The organism is Oceanidesulfovibrio marinus (assembly GCF_013085545.1).
Taxonomy (GTDB): domain Bacteria; phylum Desulfobacterota; class Desulfovibrionia; order Desulfovibrionales; family Desulfovibrionaceae; genus Oceanidesulfovibrio; species Oceanidesulfovibrio marinus.
This window is the reverse complement of record NZ_CP039543.1, coordinates 2,287,122-2,313,086: the sequence shown is the minus strand read 5'-3', so window position 1 is coordinate 2,313,086 and position 25,965 is coordinate 2,287,122. Positions and strand designations below refer to the sequence as shown.

Here is a 25,965-nt window from a genome sequence, read left to right as displayed (position 1 = left end):
CGCATGGCCTTGCTGATCGCATCCGCCACAGCCATGGAGCTGGAGGCTGCATTGAGCCTGTGCGAGGGCGCTGCCGGCGCGCTCCCTGGGCCGGGTACGATCGAACGCAGGACGATTCTGGGCCAGGAGACAGCGCTGCTGGTGACCGGCGTGGGGCCCGTGAACGCGGCCCTGGCAGCCGGCGCGGCCCTGGCCTCTGGTACGATAGCCGGCGTGGTTCTGGTAGGTGTGGCCGGTACGTTCGATACGTCGCGTGCTCCCATCGGCAGCCTTGCCCTGGCCGACAGCGAGATATTCCCGGAGTACGGTCTGCGCACGCCGGAAGGTGTGGACCCGCGGGGCCTCAAGTTTCCGCAGCACGCCGGCAAAGGCGTCGAGGTCTGGGACACGGTGGCGCTCGACCCGGAAGGCGACGCAGCGAGGATAGGCGCGGAGCTCCCGCAGTGCACGGCCGGGCCGTCGGTCACCGTGGCCGGGGTCACTGCCTGCAGTCAGACACGCGAGCGCATCGTGGCGCAATATGCGCCGCTGACCGAGAACATGGAAGGCTTTCCCTGGGCGCTGGCCGCCATGCGCGCGGCCGTCCCGTTCATCGAACTGCGCGGCGTGTCCAACGAGGTCGGGAGCCGTACCGGTTGGAATCTGCAGGCCGCGCTGGAAACCCTGGCAGCCGCGGTGCCACGCCTCATCAGGCCCGGACGGACGCTTGCTAAAGGGACGTAAAAGCAGCTATCAACCCACCCATGCACGCCCTTATCGCCTATATGGGGAATGAGCTCCCCACCATCAACGAGCATCTGGACAGCTGTGTCCGGCGGCTCGATCCCTTTGTCCAGCCTATCGCGCGCCACGTGTTGAATGCCGGCGGCAAACGTCTGCGCCCCTTGCTCACGCTTATCTCGTTCCGCGCATTCGGCGGACAGGGCGATCCCTACCCCATGGCCTCGTCCCTGGAGCTGTTGCACTCGGCCACGCTGCTGCACGACGACATCCTGGACCGCGCGGACCTGCGGCGGGGGCGTCCTTCCGCGCATCTCGTGTACGGCAGACACGCCGCCATCCTGGGCGGCGACGCGCTACTCGCACTGGGCAACAAGATCGTTGCCGAGTACGGAGACGCGCGGCTGACCAACGCCATTTCCGAGGCGATCATGGCCACGGCCACGGGCGAGATCCGCGAGATCGCCCAGGTGGGCAACATGAGCCTGACCAACGCGGAGTATCTGGAGATCGTTACCGGCAAGACCGCCTATCTTATCGAGGCGGCCACGCGCTGCGGCGCATTGCTGGCCGGGGCGGACAATGCCGGTGTAGAGCAGGCCGCACAGTTCGGCCTTAATCTCGGCATCGCCTTCCAGCTGGTGGACGACGTGCTGGACTACGCCTCCAGCGAGGAGGAGGCCGGCAAGACCGTGGCCGCCGATTTGCGCGAGGGCAAGGCCACGCTGCCGCTCATTCTGTACCTGGAGTCGGCTGCTCCGGAGGAGCGGAACGAGCTGCAGGAGCTGGTCCGGCGCATCGGGATTACTGACATGGGCAACACGGGCGCCGGCACGCAGAGCGACGACGTGCAGAACAACAAGGGCCGGGCCATGTCCCAGCAGGATCTGGATTTGGTCATAGCCGCCGTGCAGCGTGTACGGGAAACCGGCGCCGTGGAGCGCGGCCGGGAGATAGCCGCCGGCTACGCCGAAGCGGCGCGGGCAAGCCTGCAGGGGCTGCCGCCTTCCCCGGAGACGGAACTCCTGGGTGAGGCGCTGGAGTACGTGGTACGCCGCAACAAATAAGTATCTGGAGACAAGCTTTCATGCTGCAACGTATAGAAGTCGCCATGCGGCCCGACCGTGTGGACCCCATGGGCCATAAGACCGTCAGGCGAATCAAGGAATTTTTGGGGCTGACCGTGGAGGACGCACGCGTCGCCACAGTATTCACCGTGGAAGGGCTGGAGCCCGCCGAGATCGACGAACTCATCGCCGGTTCCGCGCTGCACGACCCGGTGCTGCACGTGGCATCGCTCGAACCCGTGGCCAGCGATTTTGACTGGTGCCTGGAGGTGGGCTTCAAGCCGGGTGTGACGGACAACGAGGGCCGCACGGCCAAGGAGACCATCGCCCTGGCCCTGGACCTTACCCAGGATCGCAAGAAGAGCCTCAGCGTCTATACGTCCAAGCAGTATGCCGTCCGCGGCACATTGACCCGCGAGCAGGCGGAGTCCATCGCCTCCGGCCTTCTGGCCAACGAGCTCATCCAGCGCACGGCCGTGAAGTCGGCCGGGGAGTGGGCAAAGGAGCCCGGCTTCCAGGCCCAGGCGGCCCGAGTCTCCGGCAAGGCGGACGACACCGTGGTCACGGCGGCCATCTCGTCCATGAGCGACGACGAGCTCATGGCCTTCAGCAAGGAGCATGTCCTGGCGCTGTCCCTCAAGGAGATGCGCGCCATCCGCGACCATTACGCCAAGTCCGAGGTCCAGAAGGACCGCACCGCGGCCGGCCTGGGCTCCGAGCCCACGGACGCGGAAATGGAGTGCCTGGCCCAGACGTGGTCCGAGCACTGCAAGCACAAGATTTTTACCGCGGCCATCGACTACGAGGACGTTGAGAGCGGCCAGCGCGAGCAGGTCAACAGCCTGTTCAAGTCGTACATCATGGACTCCACCCGCGTTATCCGCGAGCGCCTGGGCGACAAGGACTTCTGCCTCTCGGTGTTCAAGGACAACGCCGGCGTCTTCCGCTTCACCGAGGATCACAGCCTGTGCATCAAGGTGGAGACGCACAACAGCCCCTCGGCCCTGGACCCGTACGGCGGCGCGCTCACCGGCATTGTGGGTGTGAACCGCGACCCCATGGGCACGGGCATCGGCGCGAATCTCGTCTGCAACACGGACGTGTTTTGCTTTGCCTCGCCGTTCCACGATGGCGAGCTGCCCCCGCGCCTGCTGCATCCCCGGCGCGTGTTGGAAGGCGTGCGCGAAGGCGTGGAGCACGGCGGCAACAAGTCCGGCATCCCCACCATCAACGGCTCTCTTGTTTTCGACGAACGCTACCTGGGCAAGCCCCTGGTCTACTGCGGCACCGTGGGCATGATGCCCATGACCATTGCCGGCAAGCCCAGCCACGAGAAGGCGGCCAAGCCCGGCGACGCCGTGGTCATGGTGGGCGGCCGTATCGGCAAGGACGGCATCCACGGAGCCACGTTCTCCTCCGAGGAGCTCACCGAGGAGTCTCCGGCCACGGCCGTGCAGATCGGCGACCCCATCACCCAGCGCAAGATGTACGATTTGCTGATGCGGGCGCGCGACGCCGGCATGTACAGCGCCATCACCGACAACGGTGCCGGCGGCCTGTCCTCCTCCGTGGGCGAGATGGCCGAGGACCCGGGCGGCGCAACGCTCGACCTGGCCAAGGCCCCGCTCAAGTATGACGGTCTCCAGCCCTGGGAGATTCTGCTCTCCGAGGCGCAGGAGCGCATGACCCTGGCCGTGCCCCAGGACAAACTGGACGCCTTTATGGCCCTGGCCGAGGAGATGGACGTGGAGGCCACGGTGCTGGGCGAGTTCACCGACTCCGGCTACTTCCACATCACCTACGGCGGCAAGCCTGTGGCCTATTTGTCCATGGAGTTCCTGCACGAGGGCGTGCCGCAGATGGAGCTTTCCGCCCGCTGGCAGAAGCCGGCGGTGCAGGACGCCGGCCTTGAATCGCTGAAAACGGTGGGCGACCAGGCTCTGATGCTGCGGCGCATGCTCGGCCGCCTGGATATTTGCAGCAAGGAGTACATCGTCCGCCAGTACGACCACGAGGTGAAGGGCGGCAGCGTGGTCAAGCCCATGACCGGCGTGGAGGCGGACGGCCCTTCGGACGCCGGCGTGATGCGTCCGCTGCTGGACCGCCAGGAAGCGCTGGTGCTGGCTCACGGCATCTGCCCGCGCTACTCGGACCTGGACACCTACTGGATGATGGCCGGCGCCATTGACGAGGCCGTGCGCAACGCCGTGGCCACGGGCGCGACCATCGACCACATGGTGGGCGTAGACAACTTCTGCTGGTGCGACCCGGTGCAGTCCGAGAAGACGCCGGACGGCGAGTACAAGCTGGCGCAGCTGGTGCGCGCCAACCGCGCCCTGGCGCATTTCTGCATGGCCTACGGCGTGCCCTGCGTCTCGGGCAAAGACTCCATGAAGAACGACTACATGGGCGGCGGCCGCAAGATTTCCATCCCGCCCACGGTCCTTTTCACCGTGGCAGGCGTTATTCCGGATTCTTCCAAAGCGCTGACGTCCGACTTCAAGCGCCCTGGCGACGCCATCTACCTGCTGGGAACCACCCGGCCGGAGCTGGGCATGAGCGAGCTGGCCGAGGAGCTGGGCCTGAGCTTCGACTCCGTGCCCCAGGTTGCGGCAGTGGAGGCGCGGGAGCGCTACCGCTCGGTGTTCCAGGCCGCACAGGCCGGGCTTATCAGCGGCTGCCACGATCTTTCTGACGGCGGTCTGGGCGTGGCCCTGGCCGAGATGGCAATTGCCGGACGGCTGGGTGCCACCATCGATCTCGATATGGTGCCGCGCGCGGGCATCGACGCTGGCATGCCGGCTGCCGCGCTGCTGTACTCCGAAAGCCACAGCCGTCTGCTGGTGACGGTGCGGCCGGACGATGCGCCGGCCTTTGAGAAGATCTTTGCCGGACAGGCCATGGCGCGCATCGGCGAGGTAACGGGCGAGGGGGCGCTCGTGATCTCCCAGGCCGGCGCCAAGGTGCTCGAACAGCCCGTGGCGGAGCTGACCCGGGCCTGGAAAGAAACCCTCAACTGGTAATTGGGAGAACGTACCACGGTTCACGAATAAGCCAACAGCCAGATAGCCCAGACAGGGAGCGCGTGCATGCTCAGCCTCAAAAAGTCGCTCGGCGCCAAGGTTCTGCTTCTCGTCTGTCTCGTGTCGCTCGCCGCGTTCGGCGGGTTGTTCTTCGCCAACTCCTATTGGCAGCGCACCTCGAATCTCGAGATCATCCGCCGGGGGGCGGAGAAGACCGCTTCGCTCATTTTCGAGGCTATCAGTGAGCCCATGTCCGTCGGCAACAATGCCGCAACCACCAAACAGTTCGAGCGGATTCACAAGAAGTTCGCCGATGTCCGCGCCTATCTGACGGACTTCAACGGCAACATTACCTACTCCACAGAGGACAAGACGCTGCGCAAGGACGTGAACGCAGTGGTCGAGTCCGACGCCCTGAACGCCATCCTGAAGGAATCGCTGCAGGACTCGGACGAGGTGTACACGCACGGGCGGGTCATGCCGCTGGGCGATACCCCGTACTTCCTGGAGGTCAGCAGAATCCGCAACGAGAAGGCCTGCCACCACTGCCATGGCCCTAACAGGAAGAGCCTGGGCGCCATGGTGGTGATGCAGGACATCTCCCCGGCCATGGCCGCCATGCACGGCCAGCAGATCAAGAGCGGGGCCATCTCCCTTGCCGGCCTCGCCGCCCTTGTGGTGCTTCTCTACTTCCTGCTGCGCATCGGCGTCATGGATCGCGTGCGCGGCCTCATGACCACGGCCGGCCGGGTGGAGAAGGGTGATCTGGACATCAGCTTCGACTCCCGCGGCTCGGATGAGCTCGCCCAGCTCGGCCATCATCTCGAATCCATGGTCGTCGCCATCAAGGACCAGCTGGAGTACAACAAAGGCGTACTCCAGGGCATCATCGTGCCGCTCTACGTGGCGGACGGCAATGGCGTCATCACCTTCTGCAACAAGCCGCTGGCCAACATTCTGGGCACCGGTTCGTGCGAACAGTTCGAAGGCCGCAAGGCCGGTGAGTACTTCCGCGATCCCGAAGGCGGCGACGTGACCGAGCAGTCACTCACCGAGTGCGGCGTGCGCTCGGGCTTCATCCGCTTCAAGAAGGACGACGGCACGGTTACGCCCCTGCGCTACGAGCTTTCCCCGCTGTGCGACGCCGAAGGCCGCGTAACCGGCGCCATCGGCGTGATGATGGATTTGACCCAGGAGGAGGCGGACAAGGAGAAGATCCGCCAGCACGGCGAGAATCTCCAGCAGGTGGCCGAGCAGGTCATGGACGTGGCGCACAGCTTGGCCGACGCGGCGCGAGAGCTCTCCATGCAGATGGACGAGCTGACCGGGAGCGTGGACAGCACGGCCCGGCAGACCGACGACCTGGCCGCTTCCATGGAGCAGATGAACGCCACGGTGTTCCATGTGGCCAACAACGCCGGCGAGGTGGCCAGCGCCTCGGAGCAGGCGCGCGACGTGGCCCATCAGGGCGGCAAGGAGGTGGAGTCCACTCTGCAGACCACCCGCGAGGTGGCCCAGCGGGCGGAGCGGCTTGCCGGCGCCCTGGCCACGCTGGACACCCGGGCCGAGAACATCGGCGCCGTTGTCGCCGTGATCAACGAGATCGCCGACCAGACCAACCTGCTGGCGCTGAACGCGGCCATCGAGGCGGCGCGGGCCGGCGAGGCCGGCAAGGGCTTTGCCGTGGTCGCGGACGAGGTGCGCAAGCTGGCAGAGCGGACCATGCAGGCCACCAAGGAGGTGGAGGGCGTGGTCGTGGAGATTCAGCAGGGCACCCGCGACGCGGTGCAGGAAATGGGCGCGACCAAGGATATGGTGGAGGAGAGCTCCACCCGCGCGGAGAATGCCGGGAATGTTCTGGAAAAGATCCTGGAGCAGGCCGGCTCCATCGCGGAAAAGGTCCAGTCCATCGCAGGGGCCTCGCAGCAGCAGTCCTCGGCCAGCGAGAGCATCAATGAGAGCGTCTCGCGCATCAACAACCTGTCGCAGGAAGGAGCGCGGCGCATCGAAGAAGCCAACGACGCCATCACCCGGGTCTCGGAGATGGCCGGCAACCTGGCCAGCCTGGTGGAGCTCTTCCGGGAGGACCGGCGCTCACACAGCCGTCTGGACGTATCCGGCGCGGGCATCACCCACACCGTGGGCGTGCGCGTGGACGGCAGCACCGTGGAGATGAAGCTGATCAACATATCGGCTGGTGGCGCGCGGCTGGAGGCAACCCAAAGTACGCGAACGCTGATGGACCAGGAGGCGGTCGCCTTCCTGCCGCGTATGCCCAAGGGGTCGGGCGTGCCGGAAACGGTTCCCGCGCAAGTGCGCTGGGCCGGCGGCCGGCTTGTGGGCATCCAGTTCAACACGCCGTGGAGTCTGGGGCCGAGTGAATTGGAACGGCTGGTGCACTCCCTCAAGAGGCGTTAAATTCATGTGCAATTTTTCCCAAGATGTGATTGAACTGCCCCAACAAAGGGTGTACCCTGAATATTCGAGCCTGCGGGCATATGCTCGCGTTGCGCCTTTGGACGGTGCGCCGGCGTGCGGTTTGGAGAGCCGCTGCCGTGGGGCTCGCGCTTAACGTACAACGAAACGAGCAAAACGCCTTTCAGAACAAGGAGACACACCGTATGGACAAGTATATCTGCAATATCTGCGGCTATGAATACGATCCCGAAGCCGGAGATCCGGACAACGGCGTGAAGCCTGGCACCCCCTTCGAGGACATCCCGGACGACTGGGTTTGCCCTGTGTGCGGCGCTCCCAAAGACGAGTTCTCGAAAGCCTCCTAGCAAGCTGTTGAATATCTCCCGCTGGCTGATGGTGCGGCGAAAAGTTCAGAGCCTCACGCATGAGCACCCTATGGCCTTGAACTTTTTCTTGCGCCTTGCCAGCGTGACTTTTGAACAGTCTGCTGGAAAGAGGGCTTTTCAATAGTCTTCCAGACTCATACGTAAGGATGAAGCAAATGCGTGCATTGAAGTTACGTGACGATATTTACTGGGTTGGCGCTGTCGACTGGGCCTCCAGGGATTTCCACGGCTACTCCCGTTCTCCCTGGGGAACCACCTACAACGCCTACCTGGTCAAGGATGAGAAGGTAACGCTCTTCGACACGGTGAAGCGCGAGTTCGCCGGCTCCCTGATGTGCTCCATGAGCCATGTGCTCGATTCCCTGGAGCAGGTTGACTACATCGTAGTGAACCACCTGGAGCCCGACCACGCCGGCAGCCTCGACGAGCTGGTGGCCGCCTGCAAGCCGGAGAAGATCTTCTGCTCGCCCATGTGCGAAAAGGCCATGGGCACCTACTTCCCGCAGTACAAAGACTGGCCTGTGGAAGTGGTGAAGACCGGGGAGACCCTGAGCCTGGGCAAGCGCACCGTGGAGTTCGTGGAAACCAAGATGCTCCACTGGCCGGACTCCATGTTCAGCTACATCCCGGAAGAGAAGATGCTGATCTCCAACGACGCCTTCGGCCAGAACATCGCTTCCTCGGAACGCTATGCGGACGAGGTGGATCGCGGGCTGGTGGACCGGCTGATGCGCGAGTACTACGGCAACATCGTGCTGCCGTTCTCGCCCATCGTGCTCAAAACCCTGGAGCTGGTCACCGAGCTCGGCCTGGAGATCGATCTCATCGCCCCGGATCATGGTCTGATGTTCCGCGGCGACGATGTGCAGTACGCGCTCAAGCGCTACCAGGAGTTTGCAGAGCAGAAGCCGACCATGAAGGCCGTGGTGTTCTACGACACCATGTGGCACTCCACGGAGCAGCTCGCCGGGGCTATCACCCAGGGCCTGCAGGAGGAGGGCGTCTCCGTGCATCTGCTGGGCCTCAAGCAGAACCACCACAGCGCGGTGATGACCGAGGTCATGGACGCCGGCGCCGTAGTCGTGGGCTCGCCCACGCACAACAACGGCATCCTGCCCTACGTAGCCGCCACGCTGCAGTACATGAAGGGCCTCAAGCCCAAGAACAAGATCGGCGGCGCCTTCGGCTCCTTCGGCTGGTCCGGCGAGTCCACCAAGATCCTCACCGACTGGATGGAAGGCATGGGCATCGAGATGCCGCAGGACCCGTTGCGCTTCAAGAACGCGCCCACGCACGAGATGCTGGCGCAAGCCTCGGAGTGGGGCCGCAATCTGGGCCGCGCGCTCAAGGAAAAGGTCGGCGCCTAGCACACGCGACACAACGACCCGAATGCAATAAGCCGCTTCCGTGTATATGGAGGCGGCTTTTTTCTTTGTATTTTCAGGATGGCTCCATGTCCCGCGGGCGCGGAAAGGGCGATTGTGCTGCCAATGGCGCAGACAGGAGCGGCGCCGGTGTGGTATTTTGGTCGGTAACACCATGAACCCGGCGCGCGCTGCGCGCAGGACGAGGAGAATATCCATGAGCAAGGCGATAGTTATCCATGAGACAGGCGGACCCGAGGTGCTGCACTGGGAAGAGCACAACCCGGGCGAGCCGGCCCCCGGCGAAGTGCGGCTCGTTCACGAGGCTGTGGGCCTGAACTTCATCGACGTCTACTTCCGCACCGGTCTGTACCCGCTGCCGTCGCTGCCGGCGGTAATCGGCATGGAAGGGGCAGGAATCGTGGACAAAGTGGGCGAGGGCGTGACCGAGCTCAAGGAGGGCGACAGGGTGGCCTACGCCGGCGTTCTGGGCGCCTACGCCCAGGTGCGCTGCATCCCGGCGGACAGGCTCGTGCCGCTGCCGGACGCCATCTCCACGCACGACGCCGCAGGCATGATGCTCCAGGGCATGACCGCCCGCTACCTGCTCAAGGGCTGCTACCCGGTGGGACCCGGCACAACCCTGCTGATCACGGCGGCGGCCGGGGGCGTGGGCTCCATCCTCTGCCAGTGGGCCAAGCATCTGGGCGCCACGGTTCTCGGTCTGGTCGGCTCGGAGGAAAAGGCGGAGACGGCGCGCAAGAACGGCTGCGATCATCCCATCTTATACAGGGAGGTAGACTTCGTGGCTGCCGTGCGCGAGCTGACGAACGGCGAGGGCGTGGACGTGGCCTATGACTCGGTGGGTCAGGCGACGTTCCTCAAGATGCTGGATTGCGTGCGGCCCATGGGCACCATCGTCCCCTTCGGCCAGTCCTCCGGGGACATCGAGCCGTTCGACCTGCGTCTGCTCTCTTCCAAGGGCTCCTTGTTCCTCACCCGGCCCAGCCTGATGGACTACACGAGAAAACGCGAGGATCTGCTGGCCCACGCCAAAGACCTCTTTGACGTGGTGACCGCCGGCGTCGTGACCATGCGCATCATGCAGGAGTACCCCTTGAGCGACGTGCCCCAGGCGCATAGGGATATGGAAGGCAGAAAGACCAGAGGCAGCACGGTGCTCATACCGTAATCTGTCTGTCGTCCGCCCCGGTCTGTATCGTGTCGGCCGGGGCGGATGGCCGGAATGGACAATAGTTTATTTCTACCCGAACGCCGCCCCGTGCAGTTCTGCTTTGCACAATACGAATCTGTATATAGTCCAGGGTGTTGAGATGGACACTGGAGAGGTGGCGGCGCATGGATCTACGAAAAGAAGTCAGAAAAGAAACATCTTTCCTTTCCAAAAAGTAATAAAGGGGGTATTCAGGCCCTATCGTGGAGGTTCGTCCCGTCCGCAGGGACGACGTTTGTGGAGGGGCCAGCGCGGTTTTTTTGCTCAGCCACTCGAATAGTCAAGGAGAGAGATATGGATGCCCTGTTGTTATCGCGGCTGCAGTTTGCGGTGGCGACCTTTTTCCACTTCATCTTCGTCCCACTTACTTTGGGTTTGTCCATCATGATCGCGATCATGGAGACAAAATACGTCAGGACGGGCGATGAAGAGTATAAGCGCATGACCAAGTTCTGGGGAAAGCTGTTCCTCATCAACTTCGCCATCGGTATCGTCACCGGCATCACCCTGGAGTTCCAGTTCGGCACCAACTGGTCCCGCTACTCCGCCTATGTGGGCGACATTTTCGGCTCCCTGCTCGCCATCGAGGCGACGGCGGCGTTCTTCCTGGAGTCGACGTTCATCGCCGTGTGGGTGTTCGGCTGGAACCGGATCGGCAAGAAGTTCCACGCCGTCACTATCTGGCTTGTGGCCATCGCATCCAACGTCTCGGCGTTCTGGATCATCATGGCCAACGGCTTCATGCAGCATCCGGTGGGGTACGTGATGCGCAACGGACGGGCCGAACTGGAAGACTTCATCGCCGTTATTACCAACCCGTTTGCCTGGCAGCAGTTCCTGCATGTGCTCTTCGGCGCGTGGATGACCGCCGGCTTCTTCGTGCTGGGCGTTTCCGCCTACCACCTGATGAAGAAGAACGAGGTCTCGCTCTTCAGGCGCTCCTTCAATATCGGGCTGGTCTTCGCGCTGGTCTTCTCCGTGCTGGTGGCCACGCAGGGGCACCTGCACGGCAACGAGGTGGCCAAGACCCAGCCCACCAAGCTGGCGGCCATGGAGTCCCACTGGGAGACCCAGACCAACGCGCCCATGTACCTGATCACGGTCCCTGATCCGGAGAACGAGCGCAACAGCGTGGAGCTTCTGGGTATCCCGTCCCTGTTGAGCTTCCTGGCGTACAGCAATCCCGACGCCGAGGTCGTGGGCCTCAAGGACTTCCCCAAGGAAGACCGGCCGCCGGTATGGATATCCTTCCTCAGCTTCCGGCTCATGGTTGGCCTGGGCACGCTCTTCCCGCTGGTATGCCTGCTTGCCTGGTTCTGGCGTGACAAGCTGCCCGACAAGCAATGGTTTGCGCGGCTGCTCATCTGGTTCATACCCCTGCCCATTATCGCCCTGGAGGCGGGCTGGACCCTGGCCGAAGTTGGACGCCAGCCGTGGATCGTCTACGGCATGATGCGGACGAGCGATGCGGTCTCACCCATCGATACATCGCAGGTGGCCATCACCCTCGTCGCCATCACCCTGCTGTACACGTTGCTGGGATTCGCCGAAGTTTATCTGCTCAAGCGCGTCGCCGAGCGCGGACCCGTAACGCACTAGGCGCATCAAGCGCACAAGGAGTACAGACACATGCTCGAGACAATATGGTTCATACTCTGGGGCGTCCTCTGGGCCCTCTACTTCGTCCTCGACGGGTTCGACCTGGGCATCGGCATGCTCATGCCGTTCCTGGCCAAGGACGAGCGTGACAGACGCATCATGTACAACGCCCAGGGCCCGTTCTGGGATGGCAACGAGGTCTGGCTGATCACAGCCGGCGGCGTTACCTTCGCCGCCTTCCCCGGCACCTACGCCGTGCTTTTCAGCAGCCTGTATACGCCGCTGCTCCTGCTGCTGTTCGCGCTCATCATCCGCGGCGTGACCTTCGAGTTCCGCCATCTGGGCGAGACCGCCAGGTGGAAGCGGCTGTGGGACATCTGCCACTTCCTGGGCAGCTTCCTGGCCGCGCTGCTGCTGGGCGTGGCCTTTGCGAACATCTTCATGGGCATTCCCATAGACGCCCAGGGCGTCAACGAGGGCAACCTCCTGTCCCTGCTCAACTCCTACGGCCTCATCGGCGGCATCGTCTTCGTCCTGGTGTTCTGCTTCCACGGCAGCCTCTGGCTCTCCGTGAAGGCCTCCGGCGAGATGGAGCAACGCGCCAAGGCCACGGCCCGCGGGCTGTGGTTCATCGTGGCCATCGGCGCGGTGGTGTTCCTCTTCTTCTCCGCCGTGTTCACCAAGCTCTATGACAACTACCTGGCCAACCCGGTGCTTTTCCTCATTCCCATCGGCGCCGTGGTGGGGCTCTTGCTGTCGCGCATGGCCCTGGGCCAGAACAAGCAGGCCCAGGCGTTCCTCTGGTCCGGCCTGTTCATCCTCTGCGTGGCCTTCTTCGGCATTGCCGGCATCTATCCGGCCCTGCTGCCGTCCAGCCTGAACCCGGCGTATTCCATGACCATCACCAACTCGTCCTCCAGCACGCTGACCTTGCAGATCATGCTCGGCGTGGCCCTGGTCATGGTGCCCATCGTGCTGATCTACCAGCTCTGGGTGTACAAGCACTTCAGCTATAAGCTGGAGACTGACGAGGACCTGTACTACTAGCCGGCTCACCTGATAGCCAATAAGAAAGCCCCCGCGCCGGACAACCGACGACGGGGGCTTTCTCGTGTGGAGGAGAGGGAGGCCGGCATTTTGCCGGCGAAATATGTCCGGGGCTACTCGCTTTGCGCCTTGTGAAGCTCCCCGGCCAGGTGGCCCAGGTGGCGACGGAGCTGCTCCATATCCTGCTGGTGGGTGCTCTCGGCGTCGTCCTGCAGGCTGCGGATGCGCGCCAGCTCGTTGCTCATTCGCTCCAGGGCGTTCTGCTGCCGGGCCACGAGCTCCTTGAGCGCTTTGATCTCGCCCTGGGCCGAGGCGAACCTGGCAAGGGCTGAAGCGATGCCCTGGAGCGCCTCGTTCTGGCGTTCGATGGCGGTCATGAAGGCGGCGCCGTCGATGTCCGCGGCAAAGACGGCGCCGGAGCCCCTGTGCGACAGGGCGCTCTCGGTGTCTGACTTATCCACGACGACTCGGGAAAATGATTCTTCGAGCACGGCTTCCACGGCTGCCGCGTCCTTGCGTTTTTTCATCTCAGGCAAAATAATCGCAAAGACATCCATGGCTTCGGGGCGATAGCGGCGCCGTTTGCCGTGGCCGGAGTGCGGCAGAAAATCCAGAAAGCGTTTGCAGTAGTACCGCGCCGTGGATTCAGGAAGATCGTAACGCTTGGCTATCTCAGCAATGGTCAGCAGCCCTGGATCATGGGGCCGTGCTTCTGGTTCGGCCATGGCAATGCTCCGATGGGAAAGGTATTAGAAATACTCTAGACCTGGTGTTACAGTAACCGCAATGACGGTTTCTGGCAAGACCGTAACTACAGAATAGCATGCGAGATGCCCGGAGCTCAGGAATAATCAGCGTTCAGCGGCTTGAAGCCATTGACAAGGGCCACACTTGCTTGCCATAGAATCATGAACAACGGTCTTTGGCCGTACATCGGGGGGAAATATATCCGTTTTCAATATCCAAAGGAGGGATCCATGTTTACCAAGGCTCAATTTGTTGATTCGCTGCGTGAAGCGCTTCCTGAAGTGTTCCCCACGAAAGTCAGTGCGGACAAGGCGTTTGACGCGTTCTGCAAGATCCTTGGCGATGCCATTTCGTCGGATCAGGGCATCCGCCTGCCCAACGTCGGCACCTTCAGCCTGACCAAGCGCGCCGCCCGCACCGGCCGCAACCCCCAGACCGGCGACACCATCCGTATTCCGGCCAAACGGGTCATTCGCTTCAATCCGGCGAAGACCCTCAAGGAATCGCTGAACAAGTAGCTGAGTTCTTCATATGGCCGGCGCCGTCACAGAGCGGCGCCGGCCCTTTCGTTTTCCAGGACCGCGCCCATGGCGCCCCGCCACGCGAACGGCCTGTTCCATGTGCCGTTCCCAATCCTGCAAAGCCGGCAACGGCGCAAAGCCAGAACGTCATGCCCATATCCAATGCCTTGACCGCACTGCTCGATGACACGGCGAAAGCCGTCCGTACGTATGAAGCCGAAGCCAAAGCCGCCCTGGACAGGGACGACAGGGACGCGCACAGCAAGGCGCTCCAGGCCAAATGCGAGCTGCTGGAGGACCTTCCGGCCGGCATCGACGCCTTGCCCGCCGAAGAGACCACGCCGGGTTTGGCGCGCGCCAGAAAAGCGGCCAGCAGCATGTCCCAGCGCGCATCCCAGGCCCTTTCGCTGAACAGCCTTTTCTATATGGCGAACTTGCTTTATCCCGACGATTACGAGGAAGGCCAGCCCAACGAGCTGGAACGCCTGGTTGCCGCCATCGTCGAAACCGAAGAAAGCTGATTCGCCGAAAGGCGAACAGCGCCTCCACGACCGGCTGGCCAGTATCTACGCTACGCCCCAGCCGTTTCCTGTTCACTGGCGAGCGATTCCGAAGATTCTTTGGAGCGCAGCCGTCGCTGTGGAATTCAAACGCCTGGCGCATATGGCCCATTGCAATTCTTTCGGATTGCGTTCCGGTTGTTGATCGGCATTGCGGCGCGTCAGTGTCCGCCGGTGCCGTTGTTCTGCGTCGCCTCTCCGCTCTGCACGGCCCAGAGGTTGGCGTAGGCCCCGTTTTGGGCCACCAGGCTCTCGTGGGTGCCGTGCTCCACCACCACGCCGTCCACCAGCACGAGGATGGTGTCGCTGGCGCGGACCGTGGATAGCCGGTGCGCCACGGCCAGGGTCATACGGCGATTGCGGAAAGTGCGCAGGTTCTCCTGGATCAACGCCTCGGTGCGGGTGTCCACGGCAGAGGTCGCCTCGTCCAGCACGAGCAGCGGCGGGTCGCGCAGCACGGCCCGCGCCAGGGAGATGCGTTGGCGCTGGCCGCCGGAGAGCTTGAGCCCGCGTTCGCCCACCGGCGTCTCATATCCCTGGGGCAAGCTGGTGATAAACTCGTGCGCCCCGGCAATGGAGGCCGCCTCCTCGATAGCCTCGCGCGAGGCCTCGGGCGCGCCCAGGGCGATGTTTTCGGCCACGGTGCCGAAGAAGAGAAAGGCGTCCTGTGAGACGTACCCCACCTGCCGGCGGTAGCTCTCCATGTCGATGCGGTGCACGGGCGCGCCGTCCACCAGGATTTCGCCTGAACCCGGCTGATAGTAGCGCAGCAGTAGCTTGACCAGCGTGGACTTGCCCGCGCCTGTGGGGCCCACCACGCCGATCATCTGCCCCGGCGCCATGGCAAAGGAGATGTTGGTGATGGTGCGGTCCCGGCCTGGATAGGTGAACGAGACCTTGTCGAATTCGATGCGCTGCGGCGGTTTTGTCAGCACGATGGCGTCCGGCTCGTCACGGATGCTGGGCTGCACGGCCAGGATCTCGCGGATGCGCCGCGCCGAGGCTTCGGACTGCTGAATCTGGTTGATGAGCATGCCGAAGACGAAGAGCGGCAGCACGAGCCGCATGGCCAGCAGGATGAAGGAGGCGTAATCGCCGATGGAAGGGCCGAGCCCGGCGAATGTGAGGTAGCCGCCCCCGGCGATGAGCAGGGCAAAGGCGATGCCGGCGATGGTGTACAGAAGGGGTACGAAGCGGGCGCGCTCGAACGCGGCGCGGACCGTGACGTCGCGGTAGACGGCCGATTCCTCGCGGATGCGCTCGGCTTGGTGCGCCTCAGCCGTGTAGGCCTGGATCACGCCCATGCCCTGGATGTTGTTCTCCAGCATGGAGTTGATGGAGCCAACGGCCTGGCGCGCCGCGCGGTACTGGGGTGAGACGCGCGTGGCGAAGAACCGTACCGCCAGAAAGGCAAAGGGCAGCGGCGCCATCAGCAGCAGGGCGAGCCGCCAGTCCAGATAAAACAGGAAGCCGAAGGTGCCCACAAAGGTGATGACGAGGCGCACCATGGAGGTGGTCACGTCGGAGAAAAACCGCTCCAGGTTGTCCACGTCGTTGGAGACCACGGCGAGGATGTCGCCGGTCTGGCGTTCCTCGAAGTAGGCGATGTCCAGGGTCTGCAGGTGCTCGTACAGGGTCGTGCGCAGGTCGTGGCGGACCTTCTGGGCCATGGAGTCCAGCAGGTAGTCCGAGGAGGACTGGAACAGCGCGAGGCAGAGGAAGGTTCCCAGCACGAGACCGCCGTAGAGCAGGAACTCCCAGGGATCGATGGCGCGGGAGCCGGATGCCGAGGCGTTCACCGCATCCACCACCCGGCCCACGATGACGAGGGGCAGCAGGTCGAAGAATCTGGCAAAGGCGTTGAACACCAACCCCAGGGTGATGCGCTGCCGATACGGTCTGGCAAAGGCGAAGATGCGCCAGAGGTGCTTGCCGAAAAGCAGGGATGGATCGAAGTGAGGAAGGAGTCGCATCTATGCAGAATAACGCGCAGGGCCGAGTGAGGGCAAAGGAAAATGATGCGTGGTGCTGAAGGCGTCCTGCCGCCGCGCTTAGGGACTCGTCATATGAAATGCCCGAAACCACGAGCAGACGGGGGAGGCGCAGAGCAGGCGCCCCCTGCAAATACAGGCCAGCGCACAATGGGGTGGTCTATTAGACAACAAGTTGGTGCCATGCAAAGCCGGCATCATCCCTGGAAATTTTTCCCGCGTGCGGCAGGTGGAAACCAACAAAGACCGCGCGGTTGTCGGCAGCTTCGGACAACAGGCGGTTTCTCGTCCGTGTCGACTCGTCCGGCAGGACATCCACAAGGGGGCTCCACTGCAGGTTGCGGATGTGGATTTTGTGGATCACCGCATCCCCTGCGTAGATCAGATGTTCTCCCCTGGAAGCTGCGAGCAGAGCCATGTGCCCGGGCGTGTGTCCAGGCGCTTCGACCAGACGGATGCCGGGCGCGATTTCCGTGTCGCCGTCCACCAGCTCCACCCGCTCTCGCAGCGGGGCGAGAAGGGATGAGACCATGCCCGTCAGCAGGTTTCTGAAGTCATCCGGCAGGCGCGGCAGCGTCGGACTTCCAGTCCAGAACTGCCATTCCCTGTGGCTCATGACAATCCTTGCATCCGGAAAATAGCCGGCGCCGCCTACGTGGTCGGGGTGGGCGTGGGATATCAGTACGCAATCCACGGATTCCGGGCTGATGCCTGCCGCCCGCATGTTCTCCACCACCTTGCCGGCCTCGGGGAGCATCTCGCCCGCTCCGGTGTCCAGCAGAATCTTACGCTTTCCGGTGTCGATCAGTAGGCAAGTATAGTCGCTCACCCAACAGGGCCAGTTGTCGGCAGATATACCGTGCATCGCAAGCTCGCTGGCGAGCTCTGCCTCCGGAGCGTCCGGGAAGAGCAATGCTTTTGGATCGGCATACGCGTGCTTCCCGTCGGTGATGAGGGTGCACTGGAGATTGCCGACAGTGAATTGGAAAAACCCGGTTTCCATACCGCTCTCTCTTACAGATAGATTTTTCCCGTCTGGGCGTTGAGCTCCGCCTCGGTGGTGTTGCTCATGGAGAGCTTGGGCTGCCAGGACTCCCTGGTGCTGTTGATGACGAGTGCGTTTTCCGGGCAGGCGGCCACGCAGCCGAGGCAGGCGATGCAGGCGTGGGGATCAGCTATACCGGTGGCGTGGTTCATGGCGCCGGACGGGCAGATTTCCTCACACAGGCCGCACAGGCTGCACTCGGTTCCATCCCTGGTGGGCAGCTTGCTCACCATTTTGAACCTGAAGGACTCGAAGTGCGTCAGCTCCGCCTCGCTGAAAGGCCCCTGGGGCAGGTCGGAGAGCTCGCCAGGATCGTTCCCGGCAAAGCGGTTGTACGCGGCCTCTGCATACCGGGCGGCGAGGTCGCGTTCTCTGTCGTCCGGGCGGTCCGGAAAAGCACGCCAGCCGCCCAGGTTGTAGGTGTGCTTGCCCGGAAACTCCGCCGACGCGACCACCGTGAAACCGCGGCGCTTCAGTATCTCGGCGGTTGAGTGGTGGGCGGGATGGGCCATGAACCCGCCGAAGGTGAAGAACATGGCGCAGCGCATGCCATTCCCGTCCAGGGTGGCAAGCCAGTCGCGCATCAATTGGGGGGCGCGAAGGGAGTGGACCGGGGAGCCGAAGACGGCTGCGTCGTAAGCCGACAGATCAACGCCCTTTTGTCTGGCAGCCGGAACGGTTACATCATGAAGGTCCACCTTGGCGGAAAGGGCCTTGAAGTTGTTCCGGATGATCCGGGCCATGGCCCTGGTATTGCCTGTGGCAGAGAAAAACGCGATGGCGATGTTCATAGCGCCTCCTTGTTAGTGATGCTAACAATCTGGTTAAAAAAAGATCAGTCGTGGCCGTCGGCATCCTTGCCGAACAACATGAGTTCCTGGAAGCTTCGGGTGAACAGGTCGATTTTTTGCGATGATTCCTCGCCGAAGTACTGGCGGAAGGTCGCGTACAACTCTTCGTGATGCAGGGTGTGGTGCTGGTCTGCCTTCTTGCCCTCCGGGGTCAGCCAGAGGGTCACCGCTTTCCGGTCTTCGGGGTTCTTCCGCTTTTCCACCAGGCCTTTTCCCACGAGAATTTTGATGCGCTCCGAGAGGGTGGGTTTGGAAATTTTCAGATTCTCGGCAAGCCTGGTCAGACTGATTCCCTGATTCATGCCTATGGCGGCGATGGTGTGGATTTCCGCCGGATGAATGCGGATATCCGTCCCGAAACGCACCCCTCTGGAATGGCTTGCGTTGATAGCGTCGACAAATGCCATCAACGCTTCCAACATCTGATTGAACCGCATTTTCTCATCGCCCATGGTTTGTTTGTAAGGGAGCCGAACAATGCTGTCAATCGATGAAAGCGAATGGGCGCACGGGTTATGATTCGAGCAGGCTTGATGATGCCCCGAGAACGACGGCATCACATCGAGGCCCGGGCACCCCGTACATCCTGGCCTGTGCGTGATCTACCTCGACAGGTTCGGGAATGAGGCGAGGGCTCCCTCGCAGGTTGCACAGGCGTGCGCGGACGCTAGCCCCAGGCGTTGTCGTCGTCTTGCGTGTAGACGGCGAAGCTGTTGCCGCCGCTGCGTTTTGCGACGTACATGGCGGCGTCCGCCTTGCGCAGCAGCTCGTCCGAGGAGTCGCCGTCGCCAGGGAACATGGCGATGCCGATGGACACGCCAATGTGGCAGGTGAAGTCTTCGAAGGTGTATGGGGCGGAGAGTGTGGCGATGATGTGCGTGGCCGCGGCCTGGACGTCCGCGCCGGTGGCCGGGTTGGAGATCAGCACGCAGAACTCGTCGCCGCCGAGGCGGGCCACAATGTCGGTCTTGCGGACCCTGTGGCGCAACCGTTCCGCCGCCAGGGAGAGCACCTTGTCGCCAATGTGGTGGCCGTGGTTGTCGTTGACCAGCTTGAAGTCGTCGAGATCGATGTACAGCAGGGCGATGGAGAGCCCCAGGCGCGAGGACTGCTCGATCATCTCGGCGAAGCGGTCGAGAAAGAGGTGGCGGTTGGGGATACTGGTCAGCTCGTCGATGGTGGCAAGGCGCTTGAGCTGCTGTTCGCGGGCCTTGCGTTCCGTGATGTCCTCGGCCAGTCCCTCCAGGGAGACGACGGCGCCGGAGGCGTCGCTCAGGGCGCGGGCGCTGATGGATATCCAGATGGCCTCGCCGTTGCGTCCGCGGGTGCGACTTTCAAAGTGCCTGACCGTTCCGTCTTCTTGCAGGCTGTGAAAGCACTTGGCGCGGGTTTCCGGGTCCGGAAAAAGCTGCTCCATTGCCGAGGAGACATCTTGGACTATGGACTCCGGAGACGAGTAGCCGAATATGGCGGCCATGGCCGGGTTCACTCTGAGATACGGCCCGTCCACCGGTGCGAGAAAGATGCCCTCCACGGCGTTCTCGAAGATGTTGCGGTAGGTGGACTCCGCGGCGCGCAAGGCTTCTTCCAGCACCTTGCGTTCGGATGTGTCTGAAATCATTCCGATAAGATAGGATGTGCCGCCGTCCATGGTGCGGATGCAGGACAGTGTGGACTGGCCCCAGACCCAGGAACCATCCTTGCGAATGTACTGCTTTTCGCTTGTCAGGGTCGAAATTTCGTCGTCGAGGAGCCGTTGCAGACGCGCATGGAAATCCGGGCCGTGGTCCTCGGGCTTTGTGAGGTCGAAGATGGTCAGCCCTGGGATCTCCTCGCGGGAGTAGCCCATCATGGCGCAGAAGGCCGGGTTCGCATCAATAAACACGCCATCCAGGCCGCCGAGAACGATGCCGAGGCCGGCGGACATGAATACGGCGCGGAAGCGGGCCTCGCTGTCTCGCAGGGCCTGCTCGGCCAGGATCTTCTCGCTGATGTCGATGCCGGAGACGATGAGCTGTCTGGGCTCGCCAACGGGACCGGGCAGGGCGGAGCACGACCATGAGAGGGTGTGGCGCGATCCGTTGTCGTCCACAATCGTGGCTTCGAAGAGCTCCCGGGCCGAGCCGTCCAGGGATTGCGATACGGCGCGGAGTCGGTCGCGGACGTGGTCCACGTCCTCCGGGACAAAGAACTCCAGGAAACGGGCCCCCCCGCACTTCTCGCCGCATGTGCAGAAGTACTCGCTGCAGGTGCTGTTGCAGCGCAGCACCGTGTGGTTGGAGTCCATGACCAGGATGAGCGCGCCCGCCGTATCCAGCACGGCGGTGATGTAGTCGCGCTCCAGGGACAGGGCCTGCTGCGCCTTGCGGCGTTCGCTCACCTCCTCGGTGAGCTGCTCGTTGGCGCGCGTCAGGTCGCAGGTGCGGTTGGCCACCTCCTTGGCAAGCTGCTTGCCGTGGGACATGAGCTGCTGTTCCGATGCCTCCAGCCGCTCGATGGTCGCCTCCAGCGTGGCGTTCACGGACTGGATGTAGCGGTAGGTCTCGAGGCTCTCCATGGAGTTGGCCGTGGAGATGAGCAGTACAGGCAGCAGCGCGAGGATAGTGTCGGCGATGGCAGCATCGTTTTCCAGAACGGCGAGGAACATGCCCCGGATGCGGGATGCCGTAGCCACGCTCTGCAGCACAAGCTGGCAGGAGCGGTCCATGGAGGAGACGACCACCGGCGTTCTGCGTTGTACGGCGTAGGAGAACATCCGGTCCTTGACCAGTGCGTCCATCTCCTGCTGAATCCGGTCGCCGGAGGCGGCGGGGCGGAACGACCGGAGCACGAAGTCCGAGGTCTCCTCGTCCACCATGAAGAAGCCGGAGGCCAGGCTCGGCAGCACAGACTCCAGATGTTCCAGCACGGAGCCCAGAAAGGAGTGCGGGTCGGTGTCGCCGCCATGGAGCGCGCTGATGCTGACGGCAGTCTCCAGGGCGCTCATGGCGAGGTCCTTGTCACGGATAAGGGAGCGCACCCGCTTTTCGAGAATTTTGATCTGGTCGCTCTTGTCCGGCGCGATCATTAAAAGTTTCCCCCGGGCAGGAAGCTGAGGACGATATCGTCGATCATGTGGTCGGCCTGGCTGGCCAGTGGCGCGATATCCGAGATCGAGAGGCCGAGTCGCTCCCACGCCTCGGCCGAGAGCGTGGACACGGAGAACTTGCCACGGTAGCCGCTGCGCAGAGCGCGTGCCAGCACGTCTGCCACATGGAGCACTGCGCAGTCCAGCTCCTTGTCGTCCGAAACAGGATCGTGGTGGCAACCGATGACGCCGCGCAGGCTGTCCGGGAAGTCCCAGGCCTCAAGCATGGCCTCGGCAACCTCGGTGTGGTCGAAGCCCAGGATGGTGCGCTCCGCCTTATGGATGAGGCATGGCGCCCCCATGGCAAGCCGGAAGACCTCCAGGGCGGCGTGGGGGAATGTCTTGAAGATGACGAGCCGGCCGATGTCGTGGATCAGCCCGAGCATGAAATAGCGTTCCTCGAAAAAGCCGGGCAGGCGCGAGGCGATGAGCTTTGCGTAGATGCCGGAAGCGATGGAATGGGTCCAGAAGCGCTTCATGTTGAAGAAGTCCGGCGGAATATCCTCGAAGTACTGGAGCACGGTTATCCCCAGGGTGAGGATGGACAGCTCCTGGGAGCCGACGATGGTGGTGGCGCGGGCGATCGAGTCGATTTTGGAGTGCAGGCCGTAGAAGGGGCTGTTCACGAGCTGCATGAGCCGGGTGGTCAGGCTCGGGTCCTTGCTGACCACGTTGGCGACCTGGGCCGAGGAGCTGTTCGGGTTCTCCAGAACGCGCATGACCTGGAAGTAGATATCCGGGAAGGTGGCAAGCTGCACCTCCTGGGATACCACCTGCGCCACGCTTTCCGGCAGGGGTGGGCTCAGAAGCTCGGAGTCGGGCAGGGCGGGAAGGTCCTGCACCTCGTCCACGTCCGGCACGTGTTTTCCTGCTGTCAGGTCCGCTGCAGTGCGCAGCGTGGCAAGGCGGCAGAGCTCCTGCACGACGGGGTCGTTCTTGTCGCAGAAACGGAACAGCCGCTGGGCGAAACGGTCGCTCTTGGCGAGAATAGTCGGATCGAGAGCCTCGATGGAAGCGGCGGCGCAGGTGCTTTGGTCGTAGCCCTCGATGTTGGCCTCGGTGACGCCCCAGATGGTGATAATCCGTAGATGCGATTCATCAAGGACCGTATGCTTGGGCAGGAGCATGCGGCCGTTCGGCCCCCGGAGGTCATCGGCGAGTTTCATACCGGGCGTCAGATCATCTATGAAAATCATCCCCATGCCATTAAACGTAGCCTGTGCTGTTGTTCGTGTCCAGCAGGTGCATCTGGTAGCCTGCTGAAATTCGGTGCTATTCTGACATATATGGCAGCTTTTCTGATAATAGCGTTTCCTGAAACGGATAATACTTTCCAGTGGAGTTGTTGTCTATCGTTCCTGGTGGAAGGATCTGGTCGATCTCTCCGCGTTGACATGGCCCCCTGCAATGATATCTACTGCCGTTGAATCGCACACAGCGTATATGCTGTTTTTTTTCCGGAGCTTCCCTTCATGAGCGAATCCAATTCTGCGGCCGCAGCGCAGAAGCTGATACCCATATCCCCCATGATGATCTTCCCCAGCACCATGGGGCAGTTCAGCGTCTATCTCCGACAGGACGACAAGTACGTCCTGTACTCCGGAAAGAACGAGCGGTTCACCGAGCGCCACCGCGAGGCTCTGCACGATATCGGCGTCAGCCAGGTGTTCATCCTGCCCCAGCACAAGGAGCTGTACGACCGCTACGTGGAGGAAAACCTGGGCCGCATCCTGAACGACGAGGACCTGCCCTTGCGCGAGCGCGCCGGCGTGCTCTACAACGCCTCGGTAGAGCTCATGCGCGATACCTTCGAGACCAGCCTGCCCATGCCCCTGGGCCATAAGCAGTTCGAGCGCCTCACCGAGCTCGTTCGCTACTCAGCCTCTTTTCTGACCATGGAGCGCGCGCTCAAGGCCGTGGCCGGCTTCATCTCCCACGACTACAAGACCTTCACCCACAGCGTGCAGGTTTTCGTCTATGTGCTCTCCATTCTCTCCACGTACGATCTGGACAAGGAGACCCTGGTGCAGAGCGGGCTGGGCGCCATCCTGCACGACCTGGGCAAGGCCAGGATTCCCAAGTACATCCTGTACAAGCCGGGCTCCCTGACGGACGAGGAGCGCGAGCAGGTGAACGCGCACCCCGTGCTCGGCGTCTCCATGTGCGCGCAACTCCCTCTTTCGTCCCACGCCACCAACACCATCCTCTTCCACCACGAGCGTATGGACGGCAAAGGCTACCCCACAAAGCTCAAGGGCGAGGACATCCCCCTGTGCGTGCGCGTGGCCTCGGTGTGCGACGTGTACGACATGCTCATCACCAACAAGCCGTACGCCCAGGCGCTGCGGCCTTACGAGGCGTTGAAGATGATGCGGGACGGCATGAAGGGCGCCTTCGACCTGGACGTGTACAAGCGGCTCATCACCGTCCTGAGCGGCGCGGAGATCATCTGACCATGACCTCGTCCGACGCCAACGCCACCTCCCCGCTCACGGGCAAGGATTTTTTCCACGTTTCGCCCATGCTCCTTTTTCCGGAGACTATGAACGACTTCAGCGTCTATCTGAAGCACGAGAGCGGCTACACCCTGTACTGCCATGCGGACGAGCGGTTCACGGAGAAGCATCGCCGGCTGCTGTACGAGAACGGCGTGGCCGAGGTCTATGTTCAGCTCAAGGAGAAGGACCAGTTCGAGCGCTATCTGGAAGACCACCTCGGCGAGATACTGACCAACGAGGCCCTGCCGCTCAAGGAGCGCTCCCGCGTGCTCTACTCGGTGTCCTCGTCCCTGGTGGAGGAGACCTTCCGCACCCGGCTGCCGTCGTCCATCAAGCGCGAGTCCTTCGAACGCGTCACCGCCATGGTCCGCAAGGGCACGGAGTTCCTCTCCCACAAGGACTCACTGCGAGCCATGGCCTCGCTTATATCCAACCACTACCAGACCTACACGCACTCGGTGCACGTGTTTGTGTACGCCACAGCCATGCTCCAGGCGTACGACCTGCCCCGGGAGGAGCTTGTCCAGGTGGGCCTCGGCGCCGTGCTGCACGATATCGGCAAGTCGTCCATTCCCAGGCGCATTCTGGACAAACCCGGCCGCCTGGACCGCGAGGAGCGCGAGCTCATCAATACGCATCCTGTGCAAGGCGTCTCCCTGTGCGCCACCATGCCCCTGGCCCAGACGGCGCTCAACTGCATCCTCTTCCACCACGAGCGCATGGACGGCAAAGGCTATCCGTCCGGCATGCCGGCAGAGAACATTCCGCTGCCTGTCCGGGTGGTCACGGTGTGCGATACGTACGACGCCCTGACCTCCGACAGACCCTATGCCCCGGCCCTGGAGCCCTACGCGGCGCTCAAGCTGATGCGCGACGAGATGAACGGCGCCTTTGATCTGGACGTGTTCAAGCGGCTCATCGGCGTGCTGTCGGACTCAAGGATCGTATGACGGCAGGCGCGCGCAAACCGGACGATGCCCTTGTGCGCATGGGCGAGATAGCTGCGGCCGCCGGTCGTGAGCTGGTCGTCCGGTACGCCGTGCGGACCGGCCTGGCCGTGCGCTACAAGGCGGACAGGACTCCGGTGACCGATGCCGACGACGCGGCCCAGGCGATCATCGCGACCGGGCTGGCCGAGGCGTTCCCCGGCGTGCCCGTCATCTCGGAGGAGTCCGCGCTCCCAGGCTTCGAGGCGCGCAAGGACTGGCCCGAGTTCTTCCTGGTCGATCCTCTGGACGGCACCAAGGGCTTTGTCCAGGGCACCGGCGATTTCTGCGTGAACATCGCCCTGGTGCACGGGCGATACCCCGTGGCCGGCGTCATCTTCTTGCCGCTTACAGGCGAGCTCTTTGCCGGCGGTCCGGAGCTCGGCGCATGGCGCATCCCAGACGGCGAATCGCCTTTGAGCCTGCATCCGCAGCCTGTGCGGCCGGAAGAGCGCATCGTGCTTACCAGCCGCGCCAGGCGTACCCCCAGATTGGACGCCTACATGGCGGGCAAGCCGTACCTCGGAAAGCTCCACGTGGGCGGAGCCGTGAAGTTCTGCATGCTCGCCTCGGGCTTCGGCCAGATCTACCCCTGCTTCCACCCCACCTCGGAATGGGACACCGCCGCCGGGCAGGCCCTGCTGGAAGGGGCCGGCGGCAGTGTTCGCGATCTTCACGGCGACCGCTTCCGTTACAACAAGCCGAGCCTGGAGAACGAGTTCTTCGTGGCCGGGATTTGACGCCCCTCCGACTTGCCAAGCCGTAAATCAATTGCATACAA

At 63.0% G+C, this 25,965-nt stretch carries 21 protein-coding genes; 14 read left to right on the top strand and 7 right to left on the bottom strand.

The window, feature by feature from the left end; all coding sequences use genetic code 11:
* Window positions 1–3: 3 nt before the first annotated feature.
* From mqnB to cydB, 9 genes are all read left to right on the top strand, one after another.
* Window positions 4–723, top strand: a complete 720-nt coding sequence (gene mqnB, locus E8L03_RS10330) for a futalosine hydrolase (protein WP_171267297.1) — start codon at window positions 4–6, stop codon at window positions 721–723.
* 20 nt (window positions 724–743) lie between these two features.
* A complete protein-coding gene (locus tag E8L03_RS10325) occupies window positions 744–1,787 on the top strand; it encodes a polyprenyl synthetase family protein (RefSeq protein ID WP_171267296.1) in 1,044 nt (347 codons plus the stop codon).
* A 20-nt stretch (window positions 1,788–1,807) separates the two neighbouring features.
* A complete protein-coding gene (locus E8L03_RS10320) occupies window positions 1,808–4,810 on the top strand; it encodes an AIR synthase-related protein (protein ID WP_171267295.1) in 3,003 nt (1,000 codons plus the stop codon).
* A gap of 66 nt (window positions 4,811–4,876) precedes the next feature.
* On the top strand, window positions 4,877–7,228 hold the full coding sequence (locus E8L03_RS10315) for a methyl-accepting chemotaxis protein (RefSeq protein ID WP_144305977.1): 2,352 nt from the start codon (window positions 4,877–4,879) through the stop codon (window positions 7,226–7,228).
* Window positions 7,229–7,431: 203 nt separating this feature from the next.
* Window positions 7,432–7,593, top strand: coding sequence for a rubredoxin (rd, locus tag E8L03_RS10310; protein ID WP_144305976.1), 162 nt, complete (start codon window positions 7,432–7,434; stop codon window positions 7,591–7,593).
* A 176-nt stretch (window positions 7,594–7,769) separates the two neighbouring features.
* Window positions 7,770–8,981 (top strand): FprA family A-type flavoprotein, encoded by a 1,212-nt coding sequence (locus E8L03_RS10305; RefSeq protein ID WP_144305975.1) that lies wholly within the window; start codon window positions 7,770–7,772, stop codon window positions 8,979–8,981.
* Window positions 8,982–9,195: 214 nt separating this feature from the next.
* The gene (locus E8L03_RS10300; RefSeq protein ID WP_171267294.1) at window positions 9,196–10,170 is read left to right on the top strand and encodes a quinone oxidoreductase family protein; all 975 of its coding nucleotides are present in this window, start codon (window positions 9,196–9,198) and stop codon (window positions 10,168–10,170) included.
* 336 nt (window positions 10,171–10,506) lie between these two features.
* Window positions 10,507–11,811, top strand: coding sequence for a cytochrome ubiquinol oxidase subunit I (locus E8L03_RS10295; protein WP_171267293.1), 1,305 nt, complete (start codon window positions 10,507–10,509; stop codon window positions 11,809–11,811).
* 30 nt (window positions 11,812–11,841) lie between these two features.
* The gene (cydB, locus tag E8L03_RS10290) at window positions 11,842–12,858 is read left to right on the top strand and encodes a cytochrome d ubiquinol oxidase subunit II (protein ID WP_171267292.1); all 1,017 of its coding nucleotides are present in this window, start codon (window positions 11,842–11,844) and stop codon (window positions 12,856–12,858) included.
* Window positions 12,859–12,971: 113 nt separating this feature from the next.
* Here cydB and E8L03_RS10285 read toward each other — a convergent pair whose 3' ends face one another.
* Window positions 12,972–13,583 (bottom strand): MerR family transcriptional regulator, encoded by a 612-nt coding sequence (locus tag E8L03_RS10285; RefSeq protein WP_171267291.1) that lies wholly within the window; start codon window positions 13,581–13,583, stop codon window positions 12,972–12,974.
* Window positions 13,584–13,835: 252 nt separating this feature from the next.
* On the opposite strand from E8L03_RS10285, the gene E8L03_RS10280 reads away from it, so the two are divergent.
* Both E8L03_RS10280 and E8L03_RS10275 read left to right on the top strand, forming a co-directional pair.
* A complete protein-coding gene (locus E8L03_RS10280) occupies window positions 13,836–14,123 on the top strand; it encodes an HU family DNA-binding protein (RefSeq protein ID WP_144305970.1) in 288 nt (95 codons plus the stop codon).
* A gap of 152 nt (window positions 14,124–14,275) precedes the next feature.
* The gene (locus tag E8L03_RS10275; RefSeq protein WP_144305969.1) at window positions 14,276–14,647 is read left to right on the top strand and encodes a hypothetical protein; all 372 of its coding nucleotides are present in this window, start codon (window positions 14,276–14,278) and stop codon (window positions 14,645–14,647) included.
* 200 nt (window positions 14,648–14,847) lie between these two features.
* On the opposite strand, the gene E8L03_RS10270 is transcribed toward E8L03_RS10275, so the two are convergent.
* The 6 genes from E8L03_RS10270 to E8L03_RS10245 all read right to left on the bottom strand — a co-directional run bounded on the left by E8L03_RS10270 (window position 14,848) and on the right by E8L03_RS10245 (window position 22,866).
* Window positions 14,848–16,659, bottom strand: coding sequence for an ABC transporter ATP-binding protein (locus E8L03_RS10270; protein ID WP_171267290.1), 1,812 nt, complete (start codon window positions 16,657–16,659; stop codon window positions 14,848–14,850).
* Window positions 16,660–16,840: 181 nt separating this feature from the next.
* Window positions 16,841–17,680, bottom strand: a complete 840-nt coding sequence (locus E8L03_RS10265; protein ID WP_171267289.1) for an MBL fold metallo-hydrolase — start codon at window positions 17,678–17,680, stop codon at window positions 16,841–16,843.
* 11 nt (window positions 17,681–17,691) lie between these two features.
* Window positions 17,692–18,513 (bottom strand): EFR1 family ferrodoxin, encoded by an 822-nt coding sequence (locus E8L03_RS10260; RefSeq protein ID WP_171267288.1) that lies wholly within the window; start codon window positions 18,511–18,513, stop codon window positions 17,692–17,694.
* A gap of 44 nt (window positions 18,514–18,557) precedes the next feature.
* Entirely contained in the window at window positions 18,558–19,025 is a 468-nt protein-coding gene (locus E8L03_RS10255) for a MarR family winged helix-turn-helix transcriptional regulator (RefSeq protein WP_171267287.1), read from the bottom strand.
* 215 nt (window positions 19,026–19,240) lie between these two features.
* Entirely contained in the window at window positions 19,241–21,640 is a 2,400-nt protein-coding gene (locus tag E8L03_RS10250) for a sensor domain-containing protein (RefSeq protein ID WP_171267286.1), read from the bottom strand.
* The gene (locus E8L03_RS10245) at window positions 21,640–22,866 is read right to left on the bottom strand and encodes an HDOD domain-containing protein (RefSeq protein ID WP_171267285.1); all 1,227 of its coding nucleotides are present in this window, start codon (window positions 22,864–22,866) and stop codon (window positions 21,640–21,642) included. The genes E8L03_RS10250 and E8L03_RS10245 overlap by 1 nt, the downstream gene beginning before the upstream one ends.
* Window positions 22,867–23,172: 306 nt before the next feature.
* On the opposite strand from E8L03_RS10245, the gene E8L03_RS10240 reads away from it, so the two are divergent.
* From E8L03_RS10240 to E8L03_RS10230, 3 genes are read left to right on the top strand one after another with little or no spacing between them, the layout of a single operon-like run.
* Window positions 23,173–24,153: an HD-GYP domain-containing protein gene (locus E8L03_RS10240; protein ID WP_235896674.1), complete on the top strand. Its 981-nt coding sequence runs from the start codon at window positions 23,173–23,175 to the stop codon at window positions 24,151–24,153.
* A 2-nt stretch (window positions 24,154–24,155) separates the two neighbouring features.
* Window positions 24,156–25,148, top strand: a complete 993-nt coding sequence (locus E8L03_RS10235) for an HD-GYP domain-containing protein (protein ID WP_144305962.1) — start codon at window positions 24,156–24,158, stop codon at window positions 25,146–25,148.
* Window positions 25,145–25,924, top strand: a complete 780-nt coding sequence (locus E8L03_RS10230) for a 3'(2'),5'-bisphosphate nucleotidase CysQ family protein (RefSeq protein WP_171267284.1) — start codon at window positions 25,145–25,147, stop codon at window positions 25,922–25,924. Before E8L03_RS10235 ends, E8L03_RS10230 begins: the two co-directional genes overlap by 4 nt.
* Window positions 25,925–25,965 lie beyond the last annotated feature (41 nt).

Coding starts and splice junctions, on each gene's coding strand:
- mqnB (WP_171267297.1), top strand. CDS start 4: ATGGCCTTGCTGATCGCATCCGCCACAGCCATGGAGCTGGAGGCTGCA.
- E8L03_RS10325 (WP_171267296.1), top strand. CDS start 744: ATGCACGCCCTTATCGCCTATATGGGGAATGAGCTCCCCACCATCAAC.
- E8L03_RS10320 (WP_171267295.1), top strand. CDS start 1,808: ATGCTGCAACGTATAGAAGTCGCCATGCGGCCCGACCGTGTGGACCCC.
- E8L03_RS10315 (WP_144305977.1), top strand. CDS start 4,877: ATGCTCAGCCTCAAAAAGTCGCTCGGCGCCAAGGTTCTGCTTCTCGTC.
- rd (WP_144305976.1), top strand. CDS start 7,432: ATGGACAAGTATATCTGCAATATCTGCGGCTATGAATACGATCCCGAA.
- E8L03_RS10305 (WP_144305975.1), top strand. CDS start 7,770: ATGCGTGCATTGAAGTTACGTGACGATATTTACTGGGTTGGCGCTGTC.
- E8L03_RS10300 (WP_171267294.1), top strand. CDS start 9,196: ATGAGCAAGGCGATAGTTATCCATGAGACAGGCGGACCCGAGGTGCTG.
- E8L03_RS10295 (WP_171267293.1), top strand. CDS start 10,507: ATGGATGCCCTGTTGTTATCGCGGCTGCAGTTTGCGGTGGCGACCTTT.
- cydB (WP_171267292.1), top strand. CDS start 11,842: ATGCTCGAGACAATATGGTTCATACTCTGGGGCGTCCTCTGGGCCCTC.
- E8L03_RS10285 (WP_171267291.1), bottom strand. CDS start 13,583: ATGGCCGAACCAGAAGCACGGCCCCATGATCCAGGGCTGCTGACCATT.
- E8L03_RS10280 (WP_144305970.1), top strand. CDS start 13,836: ATGTTTACCAAGGCTCAATTTGTTGATTCGCTGCGTGAAGCGCTTCCT.
- E8L03_RS10275 (WP_144305969.1), top strand. CDS start 14,276: ATGCCCATATCCAATGCCTTGACCGCACTGCTCGATGACACGGCGAAA.
- E8L03_RS10270 (WP_171267290.1), bottom strand. CDS start 16,659: ATGCGACTCCTTCCTCACTTCGATCCATCCCTGCTTTTCGGCAAGCAC.
- E8L03_RS10265 (WP_171267289.1), bottom strand. CDS start 17,680: ATGGAAACCGGGTTTTTCCAATTCACTGTCGGCAATCTCCAGTGCACC.
- E8L03_RS10260 (WP_171267288.1), bottom strand. CDS start 18,513: ATGAACATCGCCATCGCGTTTTTCTCTGCCACAGGCAATACCAGGGCC.
- E8L03_RS10255 (WP_171267287.1), bottom strand. CDS start 19,025: ATGGGCGATGAGAAAATGCGGTTCAATCAGATGTTGGAAGCGTTGATG.
- E8L03_RS10250 (WP_171267286.1), bottom strand. CDS start 21,640: ATGATCGCGCCGGACAAGAGCGACCAGATCAAAATTCTCGAAAAGCGG.
- E8L03_RS10245 (WP_171267285.1), bottom strand. CDS start 22,866: ATGAAACTCGCCGATGACCTCCGGGGGCCGAACGGCCGCATGCTCCTG.
- E8L03_RS10240 (WP_235896674.1), top strand. CDS start 23,173: ATGAGCGAATCCAATTCTGCGGCCGCAGCGCAGAAGCTGATACCCATA.
- E8L03_RS10235 (WP_144305962.1), top strand. CDS start 24,156: ATGACCTCGTCCGACGCCAACGCCACCTCCCCGCTCACGGGCAAGGAT.
- E8L03_RS10230 (WP_171267284.1), top strand. CDS start 25,145: ATGACGGCAGGCGCGCGCAAACCGGACGATGCCCTTGTGCGCATGGGC.